The 14,438-nt window shown below is 39.9% G+C and carries 14 protein-coding genes; 1 reads left to right on the top strand and 13 read right to left on the bottom strand.

Annotation, left to right across the window (positions count from 1 at the left end):
* Positions 1-37 precede the first annotated feature (37 nt).
* The 12 genes from acear_RS03565 to acear_RS03510 form a co-directional block, all read right to left on the bottom strand.
* Entirely contained in the window at positions 38-1,801 is a 1,764-nt protein-coding gene (locus tag acear_RS03565) for an ABC transporter ATP-binding protein (RefSeq protein ID WP_013277656.1), read from the bottom strand.
* Between the two features lie 23 nt (positions 1,802-1,824).
* Positions 1,825-3,594, bottom strand: coding sequence for an ABC transporter ATP-binding protein (locus acear_RS03560; protein ID WP_013277655.1), 1,770 nt, complete (start codon positions 3,592-3,594; stop codon positions 1,825-1,827).
* A gap of 77 nt (positions 3,595-3,671) precedes the next feature.
* Positions 3,672-4,229: an RNA 2',3'-cyclic phosphodiesterase gene (gene thpR, locus acear_RS03555; protein ID WP_013277654.1), complete on the bottom strand. Its 558-nt coding sequence runs from the start codon at positions 4,227-4,229 to the stop codon at positions 3,672-3,674.
* Between the two features lie 14 nt (positions 4,230-4,243).
* A complete protein-coding gene (locus tag acear_RS03550; RefSeq protein WP_013277653.1) occupies positions 4,244-4,438 on the bottom strand; it encodes a DUF6485 family protein in 195 nt (64 codons plus the stop codon).
* Between the two features lie 89 nt (positions 4,439-4,527).
* Positions 4,528-5,538, bottom strand: a complete 1,011-nt coding sequence (gene hypE / locus acear_RS03545; protein WP_013277652.1) for a hydrogenase expression/formation protein HypE — start codon at positions 5,536-5,538, stop codon at positions 4,528-4,530.
* 9 nt (positions 5,539-5,547) lie between these two features.
* Positions 5,548-6,627 carry a hydrogenase formation protein HypD gene (hypD, locus tag acear_RS03540; protein WP_013277651.1) on the bottom strand — a complete coding sequence of 360 codons (1,080 nt, stop codon included), beginning with the start codon at positions 6,625-6,627 and terminating at the stop codon, positions 5,548-5,550.
* 18 nt (positions 6,628-6,645) lie between these two features.
* Positions 6,646-6,864, bottom strand: a complete 219-nt coding sequence (locus acear_RS03535; protein ID WP_013277650.1) for a HypC/HybG/HupF family hydrogenase formation chaperone — start codon at positions 6,862-6,864, stop codon at positions 6,646-6,648.
* A complete protein-coding gene (hypF, locus tag acear_RS03530; protein ID WP_013277649.1) occupies positions 6,864-9,134 on the bottom strand; it encodes a carbamoyltransferase HypF in 2,271 nt (756 codons plus the stop codon). Before hypF ends, acear_RS03535 begins: the two co-directional genes overlap by 1 nt.
* Before the next feature lies 1 nt (position 9,135).
* On the bottom strand, positions 9,136-9,807 hold the full coding sequence (hypB, locus tag acear_RS03525; RefSeq protein WP_013277648.1) for a hydrogenase nickel incorporation protein HypB: 672 nt from the start codon (positions 9,805-9,807) through the stop codon (positions 9,136-9,138).
* A 1-nt stretch (position 9,808) separates the two neighbouring features.
* Positions 9,809-10,051, bottom strand: a complete 243-nt coding sequence (locus acear_RS03520; protein WP_013277647.1) for a hydrogenase maturation nickel metallochaperone HypA — start codon at positions 10,049-10,051, stop codon at positions 9,809-9,811.
* A 1-nt stretch (position 10,052) separates the two neighbouring features.
* Positions 10,053-11,474, bottom strand: a complete 1,422-nt coding sequence (locus tag acear_RS03515) for a nickel-dependent hydrogenase large subunit (protein ID WP_013277646.1) — start codon at positions 11,472-11,474, stop codon at positions 10,053-10,055.
* Complete coding sequence (locus tag acear_RS03510; RefSeq protein ID WP_013277645.1) at positions 11,467-12,444, bottom strand: hydrogenase small subunit; 978 nt, start codon at positions 12,442-12,444, stop codon at positions 11,467-11,469. The genes acear_RS03515 and acear_RS03510 overlap by 8 nt, the downstream gene beginning before the upstream one ends.
* Positions 12,445-12,510: 66 nt before the next feature.
* Between acear_RS03510 and acear_RS03505 the strand changes: the two genes are divergently transcribed.
* Positions 12,511-12,990: a hydrogenase maturation protease gene (locus acear_RS03505; RefSeq protein WP_083771324.1), complete on the top strand. Its 480-nt coding sequence runs from the start codon at positions 12,511-12,513 to the stop codon at positions 12,988-12,990.
* A 21-nt stretch (positions 12,991-13,011) separates the two neighbouring features.
* On the opposite strand, the gene acear_RS12070 is transcribed toward acear_RS03505, so the two are convergent.
* Positions 13,012-14,166 carry an ankyrin repeat domain-containing protein gene (locus acear_RS12070; RefSeq protein WP_013277643.1) on the bottom strand — a complete coding sequence of 385 codons (1,155 nt, stop codon included), beginning with the start codon at positions 14,164-14,166 and terminating at the stop codon, positions 13,012-13,014.
* Positions 14,167-14,438 lie beyond the last annotated feature (272 nt).

Below are 14,438 nucleotides of genomic sequence, written 5' to 3'. Positions count from 1 at the left end.
AATTAAAATGTCAATCTTTTATCTGCTTATTTAGCTCTTATTTAATTAACTGCTTCTGATATAGCTCTTGATAGGTACTGTTCTCTTCTAATACTTCCTGATGAGAGCCTACTGAAGTTAATCTCCCCTCTTCTAATACTCCGATTTTCTCTGCTTTTTTTAAAGTTGAAAAACGGTGAGCAATCATTATTGCTGTCCGACCAGCCAGTAATTCATCTAAAGCCTGTTGAATCAACATCTCTGTATAGGCATCAACACTGGAAGTAGCCTCATCTAAAATTAAAATCTGAGGATCGGCCAATAACGTCCGGGCAAAGGAAATAAGCTGTTTCTGGCCGCCGGAAAGCTTAACTCCTTTCTCGCCTACTTCTGTTTCATAGCCCTCAGGCAGTCCGGTTATGAAGTCGTGAGCATGTACTTTTTGGGCAGCTTTAATTACCTCTTTTTCTGTTACCTTCGGATTGCCGTACTTTATATTCTCTTTGATTGAAGTATTAAATAAGAATACATTCTGAGAAACAACACCGATTACTTCTCTTAATGATTCAAATGAAATCTTCCTTAGGTCAATCCCATCAAGCAAAATCTCGCCACTGTCTACATCATAAAGTCTAGTCAAAAGATTGATAACTGTTGTCTTGCCAGCGCCTGTCTTACCTACTAAAGCAAAGTTGTCGCCTGAATCTAAATGCAGATTAAAACCTTTAATTACCGGCTCCTGATCATAAGCAAAGTCTACATCCACAAAGTCTATCTCACCACTAAATCCTCCTTCAGGAACCAGCGGCTCTGCTGGCTCTTTAATTTCCGGCTCAAGCAGAATGTATTCATAGATTCGTTCTAATGCTGCTCCGGCCGATTGATAGGTATTATAGACCTGGCTTAAGTTGGCTAAAGGAGCAAAGAAGCGGCGAACATAGCCTAAAAAGGCAACTACTACTCCTAAAGTAATACTTCCCTTTACTACTCCCCAGCCTCCATACCAGAGCACTAAAACCTCCCCTAATACCTTACTAAGGGATATAGTTGGAAATAAAACAGCTAAAATCGATACTGCCTTAAGATTGGCCTTGAGATTCTTCCAGCTTAACTTTTTGAATTCACCAGTATTAACTGCTTCACGGTTTAAGGCTTGCACAATTCTGATATTCGAAATACTCTCCTCTACATCAGCATTCAACTGGGCCAATTTCTGGCGCACATCCCTATAAGCCCGCCGCATTTTTTTACCGAGATAGGAGACAACAAAGAGAATAACCGGAATGGTAATAAAGCTTACCAAAGCCAGTTTTAAATTCAACAACAGCATAATAACTACTATTCCGCTTAAAGTAAAGAAATCATTTAAAAGATTTATAAATCCTGTAGTTAAAAGGTCCGACAAGGCATTAACATCATGAGTCAACCGAGAAATAATATCTCCTTTTCTCTGCTGATAGAAGAAATCAATTGATAATCGCTGGAGCTTAGAATAAAAATCCTTCCTGATCTTACCTACAATCTGCTGGCCGACCCAACTGGCCAGATATCTCTGCCAATAAGATGAAAACCAAAGTACTCCATAAGAAATAATCATTAGAATGAATATTCGATTTAAACCAGCCAAGTCTCCAACCATAATGTAATCATCAACTGCCAGCTTACTCAAATATGGACCAGCTAAAGTTGTTACTGTTACCATTAACATTGCTATGGAAGCCAGCAGTAACCTTTTAGAATAAGGTTTAAGGTAACTAAATAAAAATCTAAACAGCTTCCAGTTTAACTCTGATAGCTGAAAATCGTCTTCCTCATCTGACATTAAATGCCTTCTAAAACGGCCTTTCATCTCTTATCACCTGCCGTTTCACTTATTAGTCTATCACTTAAACTACGGCTGTAGAGTTGACTATATAACCTGTCAGCCGAAACCAACTCTTCGTGGCTACCCTGCTCTACAATCCTGCCATTGTCGATTACTAAAATCTGATCGGCTCTCTCAACTGTCCATAATCTATGGGCAATTATGAATGTAGTTCTACCTTTGATAACTTCAGATAAAGCCTGCTGCATCTGCTCTTCAGTTTCGGCATCCAGACTGGAAGTCGGTTCATCAAGTAGAAGTAACTGGGGATCTGTTAAAAGCACCCGGGCCATAGCCAGCCTCTGTTTCTGCCCCCCGGAAAGGTTGACTCCTTCCTCCCCTACTGGTGTTTCATAACCTAACGGCAGCGACTGGATATAGTCGTTGATCTGGGCTATCTTGGCTGCTTCAATAATCTCTTCCATCGAAGCCTCTGGACGTCCATAAGAGATATTATCCTTAATTGAAGCTGCAAATAAGAAGGTGTCCTGAAGAACTATTCCAATCTGGCTCCGCAGACTACCGATAGTAAGCTCTTTTATATTATGGCCATCAATCAATATCTCTCCCTGGTCTGGATCATAAAAGCGGGGCAGAAGATGGAGCAGTGTACTTTTTCCAGCACCGCTAGGACCTACTATGGCTATCAGCTGACCCGGTTTTGCTGTTAGATTTATTCCGGTTAATACCTCTTCATCCTGTTGATAGGAAAAACTGACATCTCTATATTCTACTCGACCATCAACTGGTGGCAGCTCATAAGCATTATCGACCTCTTGAATCTCAGGCTCCATCTGGAGTATATCAAATATCCTCTCTGCTGCCGCAGCCGCCTGAGTAGCAGAATTAATCATCATTCCCGTCTGACGAACCGGTCTAAGCAGCATCGCAATATAACTGATAAATCCGACCAACATTCCAAAGGAAATTTCTCCGCTGATTACTAATCGTCCACCGTACCAAATTACCAGAGAGCTGCCTAGACCGACTAAGAAGTTCACATAAGGCATCCAGAGAGCAGAAGTCTGGGCAGTTTCTATTCTGGTATTAACATACTCTTGATTCTCCTGAATAAAGTCTTCCTTTTCTTTCTTCTCCTGACCAAAGAGTTTAATACTTTCTATTCCATTTAAATCCTCCTGAATAATCTCTGTTAGATTAGAGAATTTACATCTGACTCTTCTAAACATAGGCCTAACCTGAGTAGAATATTTAAACATACCATAAACCATTAAAGGTACCATTATCAAATATAATAATGCTAACTGGAGATTCCAAAAAATCATTACTGCTAAAATCCCGATAATAGTCAGAATATTCCCTGATACATAGACGCTAACTTTGGATAAAAATTTTCTTAAAGCATCAGTATCAGCAGTTATCCGCGACATAATATCACCAGTGCGGGCAGAATCATAAAAAGAAAATGAAAGCTGGTTTAGATGATCATATAACTGGCTACGGACATCATGAATAATTCTCTGGGCAATATATTCAGCACCATAGCGTTTAGCAAAATCAACTACCCCTTTTAGTAGTGTAATTCCTACCAATGCTAAACCCAACAGCCAGAGAAACTCCGGTTTTTCTCCAATAATTAGATTATCAATACCATACCGAATCAACCAGGGCGGCAGTAAGACAAAGACAGTAGACATCAGGACAGATATCACTACTCCCACCACTGCCCAACCATAATTACCAGCATAACTTAAAAGCTGTAAGCCTCTTTTTAAAGTTGATTTCTGCACTCAACTCACTCCATTCCTTATCTCCTTAATTTTAAATTCCAATTTTAAAAATTAAATCTCTGGAAAAATCCAGAGATTTAATTTAATTCCACTTCACTTATAGTTTCATATACTGGCCCATCGGAAGTTAAAGTGCTTTTTTTCAATTTTAATTTATCCAACTTTAGTTTTCCAAAATCCTGATCTACAAATTCTTTTAGCTTATTCACTAACTTATCCTTGGCCCAAATATTTTTAACTCTCCCGATAGTAATATGGGGATGAAAGTCTTTCGTATCTCTATCAAAACCTAATTCAGCAGACTTATCTTCTAATTCAGACTTGATTTGCTTTAAAGTCTCATTCTCTTTTAAGCCTGCCCAGATTACTTTCATATATCCATAATGGGGAAAGACTCCTAGCTCGCTAACGTTAATCTCCTGCTGAGAATATTCTTTAAATCCTTCCAACATTTCTTCTAGTTCTTCAACCTCTGTATCTTCTATCTCTCCTAAAAACTTCAGTGTTAAATGAAGATTCTCAGGCTTTACTAATTTAATCTTACCAGAATGTAAAGCTTTAATCTCTTTTTGAATCTCAACTAGCTTATCCTTTACTTCTTCATTGGCTAAATCAACAGCTATAAATGAACGCAAATTTATTCCCCCTCTTACTCAGAATGGCATGCTATGAAGCGCTCGATAGACCGATCATAAGTCTTTTCTACTTCATCTGGAAAGAAACAGGCCGGCAACTGATCCTTCTTCTGATGATACTGAATACATTCACAACAATTCCCTTTGCGAGGACAGGGACTGTAGGTACAATTACAGTGTTCTTTATTCTTTTCTACTTTACATTCCATATTGATAATCCTCCTTTAATAATTATAATACCAAAAATAAATTTCTAGATAAAGATTGAAGCTCCTGCATTATACTGTGAATTTCTAAATTAACATAATCTTGGTAGCAACTCATTAGTCAACATACTTAAGACTCTAGTACCGCCTAATTCAGTCTCTAAAGAGAGTCTACTGCCATTATCCTCTACTACTGTACCAATCACCTCTGCCTGTTCTCCTTGAGGATGACGTTTCATGATTTCTAATATTCTTTCAGCTTCATCCGAAGAAGCCACTATAATTACTTTTCCCTCATTAGCTAAATATAATGGATCAAGCCCTAAAATTTCACAGATTCCGTTAACTTCTTTCTTAACAGAAATTCTTTCTTCTTTTAAGCAGATACTTACCTGATTCTGATTAGCAATCTCTTTTAAAGCAGTAGCCAGTCCTCCTCGAGTTGGATCGGTTAATAATTTAACCCCATTACTCTCTGCTAAAATATCTTCCACTAATGAATCCAATAATCCACAGTCGCTCTTTATAGATGATTCGAAGCCTAATTCATCCCGCTGGGCCATAATTGAGACCCCGTGATCACCTACTGATCCATTAATAATTACTTTATCTCCAGTCTCTATCTCATCTGATAACTGGTCTTCCTCTCTAATTCTTCCAATCCCTGTAGTATTGATATAAATCTGGTCTACACTGCCCTTCTCTACTACCTTAGTATCGCCAGTTACTACTTTAACCTCTGCTTTTTCTGCCGTTCTGCCGATAGATTCAATAACTGCTTCTAATTTTTCAAACTGCAGACCTTCTTCTATAATTAAGCCAACTGTTAAATAAAGCGGTTTAGCGCCGCTCATTACTAAGTCATTTACCGTTCCTGTAACTGCTAACTTGCCGATATCTCCACCAGTAAAGAAGATAGGATTGACTACAAATGAATCTGTAGTAGTCACTACCTGACCTGAAACAGGAGGTATGAGGGCTGAGTCGCCCTTCTGAGCCAGAATATCATTCCCAAAGTACTTATAAAATAGATTATCAATTAAATCATGAGTCAATCTTCCTCCATTACCGTGGGCTAAAGTTATGACACTAATAATCTTCACCTCTTTTCCTTATTGATATTGATAATAAGCAGCACAGGCTCCCTCCGAAGATACCATACAGGGACCTATTGGACTTTCAGGAGTACAGCTATCAGCAAATAGTTCACAATCTACTGGCTTTTTAATTCCTCTCAATATTTCACCACAGATACAGCCTTCTGGCTTCTTTCGATTTGAAATCTGAATCCCAAATTTATCTCTAGCCGAAAACTGCCTATATTCATCCTTTAATCTCAAGCCGCTGTCTTCTATACTGCCCATTCCCCGCCAGAAAGCATCAGTTCTAGTAAAGATATTATAAATTCTATCTATAGCCTGTCTATTTCCTCGATATTTAACTACCCGGCTGTATTGGTTCTTAAGCCTACTTATCCCTGCTGCTTCCATTTCTAATAATTGGTATAATCCTAAAAGAATATCACCCGGTTCAAAGCCTGCTATCACAGCCGGCAGATTATATTGATAGGCTAAAAATTCAAAAGGTTCAGCACCTATGATTGTACTCACATGGCCAGGACAGATAAACCCATCTAAATTAAGTTCATCACTTGCAGCCAATTTCTCCATTACTCCCGGCATAGTCTTTAATGAAGATAGAATAGAGTAATTCTGCAGCTCCAGTTTTGCAGCCTGGTTAATATTTAAAGCAATAGTAGGAGCTGTTGTCTCAAATCCTAAAGCCAGAAAGACAACCTCAGAGTCAGGATTCTGCTGGGCCAGTTCGACTGTATCTAGCGGTGAATAGACTACTCTAATATCACAACCGCTAGCTTTAGCCTGGTGTAAAGAAATCTCATTACCTGGTACTCTCATCATATCTCCAAAAGTAGCAACTATAACTTCTTCCTTACTCGCTAATTTAACTGCCGCATCTATATAACCTGAAGAAGTAACACAGATTGGACAGCCTGGTCCTGAAATCAATTCTATATTATCAGAGAGTAGATTCTTAATCCCGCTCTTTAAGATAGCCCTGGTATGGGTACCGCAGACTTCCATAATTCTTACTCTGCTATCTACCTTAGCTGTTATCCTCTTTAATAATCCCCTAACTAACTCGGGATCCCTAAACTTATCTATATATTCCATCATACCTACCTCCAATCACTACCTATCAACAGCTAAAGATCTAAGTAGTTTAAGTGTATCCTCAGCCTGCTTCTGATCTATTTTTTCGATTGCACAGCCAGAATGAAGCAGAACATAATTACCAACCTCAATTTCAGAAACTAACTCAACATTAATTCTCTTTCTAACTCCATCAAGTTCAGCCACAGCAGTAGAACCACTAACTTCTATAATCTCTACCGGTACTGCTATACACATTAAGTCTGACTCCTTTCCTGATTATTAGCAATTACTAACTGCCCCAGAGAAAGACCGCCGTCATTACAGGGCACCCGGCTATGAGTATAGACTTCAAAGCCCGCTTTAATTAACCGATTATATAGCCCAGTAAAGATAATCTCATTTTGAAAGACTCCCCCGCTTAAAGCAACTCTATTAATATTATATCTATCCCTAAGTAAGCTGCATACTTCCAAGGAGAAACCAATTACAGTAGCATGAAACCGACCAGCTATTACTTGTTTGGCAGTTCCTTGCTTCAGATCGGTAACTATACCCCGAATAATCTTATCTGTATTGATGACATAGCCTTCTTTTCTATCTTCAATCTCGTAAGCGTAACTCTCCATCGCCTCTTTAGCAGCCACTGCTTCTAGCTCCACAGCTGCCTGTCCCTGATAGGTTATTGATTCCCGCTGTCCAATTAAGGCTGACACAGCAGCAAATAGTCGCCCCATACTGGAGGTCTGAGGCGAATTAATTCTATGTTTCAAAATATTGATTATATATCTTAGCTCTTTCTCGGCTAAATTATCACTTAAATAACAGTCTAGTTCTTCTCCATATGTATTAAATAGATAACTGACGGCCATTCGCCAGGGAGCCTTAACTGCTCTATCGCCTCCGGGCAGTTGAACATAATTAAGCCGACCGACTCGCTGAAAATCATTATAATCACAGAGCAGAAATTCTCCGCCCCAGATTCTATTATCAGTCCCCCATCCTGTTCCATCAAAAGCAACACCAATCACCCGCTTATTAACTCCATTTTCAGCCAAACAGCTGACTATATGGGCATGATGATGCTGAACAGCAGCCTTTTTGCCGACTTCATGCTGTCCAAATTTGGATACTGGATAATCAGGATGGAGATCATAGGCAATAATCTTCGGTTCAATCTCATATATTTCCTTAAAATGATTAAGTACTCTTTTAAAGCGTTGATAAGTTTCCAGATTATCCAGATCTCCAATATGCTGGCTTAAAAAAATAAGTCTTCCTTTAGAAATCGAGAATGTATTCTTAAAGTGGGCACCGTAGGCTAAAGTATCCTTGTCCGCTAGCTCTGATATCTCAATTGGCTGAGGCGTATAGCCGCGTGAACGCCTAACTATCCTTTCTTTCCCTGCCATTACCTCAACAACTGAGTCATCTATCGGTAGATGTATCTCGCGATTATGTAACAAGAAGTAATCTGTAATCTCCCTTAAATTCTCTAGAGCCGATTGATTCTTATACTCAAGAGGCAAACTGCTCTGATTAGCACTGGTAACGACTAAAATCTGCAGCTGATCACTAAATAAGAGACAGTGTAAAGGAGTATAAGGCAGCATTACACCTAGGGAATTATTATTAGGAGCTATATTGAAAGGAAGCCTGCTTCCTTTCTTCTCCAATAATAGAATCGGTTTTCTGATTCCCTGCAGTATATCGGCTTCAAGCTTACTTACCTGGCAGTACTCCTTTACTGTTTCTATCCTATCCATCATTACCGCCAAGGGCTTATTAGGCCTTGATTTATTTCGGCGTAATCTAACAACCGCCTGTTGGTTAGTTCCATCACAGATCAAATGAAAACCGCTTAAACCTTTTACTGCAATAATCTGTCCCTGCCTAAGCAATCTCCCACTCTCTTCTAGAGGCTGCTCAACTTCAAATTCATTACCTTCATTATCTGTCAGCCAGACCTCAGGGCCACAGTCAGGACAGGCATTAGGCTGAGCATGGAACCGCCTATCTTCGGGATTATGGTACTCTGCTCTACATTCTGGGCACATTTTAAATGGTTCCATAGTTGTTTGCCGGCGGTCATAAGGCAGATCTTTGATAATAGAAAACCGCGGTCCACAGTTAGTACAGTTAGTAAAGGGATACTTATAACGGCGATTATTAACTTCTAAGATCTCTGCTTTACATTTTCGACAGAGGGATACATCGGGACTGATTAAAGTTAAAGTATCATCTTCACTCTTACTTGTTGCAATCTGAAAGTTTTTATACTTGCCTGCTGGTAAATCTTCAGTTGTTATCTTTTCTATTTTAGCCAGCCGAGGAGGTTGGTCTTTCACAGCAGATATAAAATCTGTTATATTCTTCTTTCCCCCTTCAATATCAATCTCAACTCCCCTAGAAGTATTACTAACCCTCCCATTTAATCCATGCTTTTTAGCTAACTTATAAATAAACGGCCTAAAACCAACTCCTTGGACTACGCCCTGCACTTGAATTAGCTTTCTCTGGTTTACCATCTTAATTACTCCTTGCTAGTTTTACCTGTTGTACTTGCGTGAATAAATAATTACAGAACTTAGCAATACCGCTACCATCCTTACATGAAATTTCAAAGCTCTCTAATTCATCATTCAAAGCTTTGACATCTACGTACAAATCAGCCAAAGAAAAATCGGTATATTCCAATAAATCCAGTTTATTAACCACTAACAGATCAGACTTGCGAAAGATAATGGGATACTTTCTGGGTTTATCACTGCCCTCGGTAACACTCAAAACTGTTATCTTCAGATCCTCACTGAGATCAAAGGAAGCAGTACAGACTAAATTACCTACATTTTCAATCACCAATAAATCAAGCTCAGCCAGATCAAGTTCATTCAAAGCCTCTCTAATCATAGCCGCTTCTAGATGGCAGGCACCGCCGGTATTAACCTGGATTACTGGAATATCATAGGCTTCTATGCGGGCTGCATCTTTAGTAGTATATAGGTCACCTTCGATAACCCCAATTTGGATCTTATCTTTGAGTCTAGCTATTAACTCTTCTAATAAAGCAGTCTTGCCTGCTCCGGGGGATCCGACTAGATTAATTGTAAACACCCCGTGATTGTTCAGTAATTTGCGGTTATTAGCGGCAAGTTCATCATTCTTATGGAGTATATCCTCTTTAACTTCAATCAGTTCCATTTTATGATCCCTCCAGTTTATCTAATAAAAGTTCATCTCCTTTGACTCTATTAATCACTAACTCGGCTTCTTCGGCTGCTGTTCCTTCGGCACAGACATCAAACGCAAACTGAAAGGCTGATTCTTCGATGCAGGTTAGCTTACCAACTCTAACTACCACTCTATTAATCTCTTCCAGCTCATATTCAGCTACATAATCAGTTATAATTTCAAATAAATGGCCTACTACTGACATCTCATGCATTCTAATCCCCCATCTGTAGTCCAAAGATCTTCTTGCCCTGGAGATTACCTTGCGAGTCAAGCACATGTGTTCCGCAGGAAATACAGGGATCGAAGGAGCGGATGATCCGGCCTAATACTGTATAAATCTCATCCTCTCTTGGAATCTCTGTTCCTACTATAGCATTCTCTACTGGCCCCCGGCTGCCGAATCTATCTTTAGGAGCAAAATTCCAGACAGTAGGCGTGATGATATCATACTCAACCACCTCTTCATCTTGAATGCTGGCACTGTGTAACAGCCCCCCGCGCATAGCACCAGTAATACCGTCTGCTTCACTCTTAACTGGAGTCTGGTTCTGATTAATCGGTGCTTCAGACTGGAGATTTAATCTTTCCAGCCACTTCTTCATTAAAGCAACAATCTTGACTGTTTCTATCGTCCGGGCCAAAATACGGTCCATTGTCGATGTTCCACCTTCATAGAAACCGTTAATCAGCATTCGAGCTAGAGGACCGGTTTCGAAAAACTCTCCGCCGTACTGGACTGTTTTAATCCAGCTATAGGCATAGGGCTTATAGGGATTAGGCTCTACTTCACCATCGCCATCTTCATCTTCAAACCAAGAGTTAATAACTGTTTCTTCAATTAAGTCCAACTCTGGTGGAGTCAAACTATTATCTTCTAAGATTCCGCCTTTCCACAAAAGCTCTTCATTTCTGGGACCGAATCTAAAGAGACCAAAAGAAAGCAAACGTTTAGGAGTAACACCAATATCGAAGTAATCATTATAGACATCAGCAATCAACTGGGTATCCGGCAGCATAGCTCCTGTTACAAATTCATAGATATCATCAACTAAAGCCCTAGCCTGATTAATCTTATCCACTGTAGGGGCTACAGCTACTCCTCCATCAAGAAAGCTATGCTGTTCAGGAGCCTTACCGCCGAATAAGGCTAAGATCTGGTGGCTTTCCTGCGAGGCTTCAATAGCATCATAATAATGTTCAATCAAGCGCTGATTCTCCTCTGGATTTAGCCGGGCATCAGTTAAGTTCTGATCCTGAAAAGGAGGTTCATTGGGCAGATCAACAAAGTCAGGCAGACTGAATAGATAGAAATGGCGAATATGATTCTGTAAAAAATCAGCACCGTACATTATATTGCGCAGATACTGTGCCGTCTCTGATATTTCATTACCGTATAACTCATCTAGCAGATAGCTCCCAGCTGCACCATGGGCCAGAGAACAGATACCGCAGACGCGCTGTGTCATATAGACAGCATCCCTTACCTGCCGCCCGCCCATAATCTCTTCATAACCGCGGAACATATTTCCTTTAACATCGGCTTCTACTACCTGTAGATTATCCATTATTACATCCACCGAAAGCAGCCCGCTAAGCCGGGTAACTGGACTGAAATTAATCTCTTCTCTAGTCATAATCAATCTCTCCCCTCTGGTCAGCCGCTGTACCTTCTTCTCTTCTTTCCCGCTCCTGATTATTCTTGTCTGGTAGAGGGACAAAGAAGGGTGATGATCCATCAGGAAACTCCTGAGTAGTACAGCCAATACAAGGAGTATTGGCCTTTACCGGCCAGCTAACATGATTAACCCACTGCCGATAAGGACAGTCGGCTCCGGTTCTGGGCCCTACACAGCCCTGGCTGAACATACATTCAATATCGCCTAGCTTCTCAGCAAACACACCGGCATCAAAGTAAGAACGGCGCTGGCAGTGGCGGTGAACAGTAAAACCATAAAATAAAAGAGGACGCCCTAAATCATCAAGCTCCGGTCTGCCGTACATCAACAGATGGGCTAGCGTCCCTACAAACCAGTCAGGATTGACAGGACAGCCGCTGACATTGATTACCTGTCGGTCTAATACTTCACTTACCGGAACACTGCCGGAGACGTTAGGTTTGGCTGCACTGGCTCCACCAAAGCTGGCACAGGTGCCGATAGCCACTACTTCTCGGGCTAGTCTCCCTAACCAGTTTACTGCTTCCAGAGCAGTAATCCTTTCTTCATCAGTAGTTACTACTACGCTGTAGAGCCCATCATCTTTAATAGGAACCGCACCTTCTATCACTAGAACAAACTCTCCCGCCAGCTCTCTTGCTGCCCGCTGCAAGACAGCAAAGGCATCCGGCCCCTGGGCTGCCATAAAGGTATTGCTGTATAACAAATCAATCAAGTCTTCAAACACCTGGCCTAAATAGGGATAGGTAGTATTCATAACCGAAATATTATTATCCCCGCTGTCATTTGTCTCCAACCAGACTACTGGCAGTTTCTCTCTATTATCTGTTTGGTACTCGTTAACTGCTGATAATACTTCCTGGGATAGAGTATAATCTTCAGCCGACTTTAATTTTTGGCAAAGATCGACGAATTCTTCTTGTTCCATCAAACTCCTCCTTAATATCTGTCCTTCTTAAATCATATTATGTTTTCTACTCCATAAATATTAAATATGATGAAACCTAAATCTAAGCTTACAGTTATTGGAATGGGTAGTCTAATTAAGTCTGATGATGGGATAGGAATCCAGATTCTAAGAAAGCTTAAGGAGAATGAAGAGCTTAAAGAAGTACCGCTACTAGAAGTTGGAACTTCACCAATGAATTACTTAGAGAAAATAAGTAATTCCAAAATTATTATTGGTATCGATGCAGTCTATGGAGGAGAAGGGCCAGGCAGCATCTACCGCTTTACATTAGATGAAATTGAGAGAAAGGGTGAAACAAGAAAGGACGCCCACGGCTTCTCGCTGCCTGATGTTATTGAACTGGCTAGAGCACGAACCGGCTTTCCAATTGAAGTAATCATCTACGGTATAGAACCGCTGGATCTAAGCCTCAATATTCAGCTTTCTTCTCCGGTTAAAAAAGCACTACCTAAAGCAGTTACAGAAATAAAGAAAGAGATTAAACAGATAAGCAGTGCTGGTTAACCAGCACTGCTTATCTGTGCCTCATGCCTGCATATTAATATTATTAAAATAGACATCACTATTTCTAAGCAGAATATCCTTCTCAGCAAAATCAGCTACAGTTTGACCATTAATTTTATCTCCAACATCCACCCCTGAATCCAACAGCTTCTCTGCTACCTTAGGATTAGAATTATTCTTAACTGCAGCCATCAAGGGAGTAAAACCAAAGTCGGTTGTCTGATCAATATCAGCTCCCTGTTTAACAAGTTCTGCAGTTACTTCGGGATTACTATTTCGGGCAGCAGCTATTATTAAGGGAGTATATCCGCATTCTCCCGCACTATAATCTATTCTGGCACCGTGGAATATCAATCTATCAACTACTTCTGGATTATCTGTCCAGCCGGCGGCCTTGATTAAAGCTGTTTCTCCATATTTATCTACTACCTGTATATGAGCACCGTTATTTACTAATGAAGTAATTATTTCCGGATCATCATTACACTGGGCTGCTACCATCAATAAGGTATACTTATCTTCTAATCTCCTATTAAGATCAATTCCGCTCTCAACTAAAAATTTTATTTCCGGCAGGGAGTAATTCTTTTCTAGCATCTGTTCTAACCTCCAGATCCGTTCTATATCATTTAATCGATCATCTATATATTGGACCTGATTAGTCTTCTTATAGTCGGCAATATAATCCTTGATTTCCCTTACTAAATCTTTATTTCCTCCAACAGAATACCAGCAGCCCCTACCTCTTCTTTCCTGTTCCCAGTCAGTTACTAAAGAAACAGTAAAGTCCCAATCTGTTAAAGGTAAGAAAGTAGTATCTTCCCTTCTAGCCTCAATATTATACAGCCTATCGGGAGCATTTATATAATCACGATAAACCTTTGCCTGCTCATGCCAACCTATAATCTTAGTCTGGTTATCTCTTAAATCCTCGGCTAACCAGACCACAAGAATATTATCGATAGCTGTATCTCCTCTGGCTGCACCTAACTCTTCAATCGGAATCGACTCTCCGCCTGTCGGTATCCAACCTCTATAATAAGGACCTGACTTTAAGAAACTAGTCTCCTCTTTTCTCTGCTCTGCTCCACTTTTAAAGTGAAAACCTTTCTGAATTATAGAACCAAAGATTTCATAATATTCCATCAAATTAATTTTACAAAAAAGAACCGGCATATTAATAGCCCCTCCTTGTTTGAAAATTCAGATAATAATCTTTGTAGCCTGCCCTAGCTTCGACAGCTATTTGACAAACTCTGACTCCCTTGTGACCTTGTCGTACAAACCTAATTATAAATATTCTATGATAATAAGCCAAATTTTGATAATTAAAAAACTGGGAGACACTTATTTATCAATATTAGAAAAGAGAGTTTTTCATGAATGAAAAATAAAAAAATGACGGCTATTTAGAATCAGCCGCCATTCCAATGATAAATAAGTAACAA

Origin of the sequence: Acetohalobium arabaticum DSM 5501 (assembly GCF_000144695.1) — a bacterium.
In the GTDB taxonomy this organism is placed as follows: domain Bacteria; phylum Bacillota; class Halanaerobiia; order Halobacteroidales; family Acetohalobiaceae; genus Acetohalobium; species Acetohalobium arabaticum.
The sequence above is the reverse complement of the archived record's forward strand: the minus strand, read 5'-3'. Positions and strand labels throughout refer to the sequence as shown.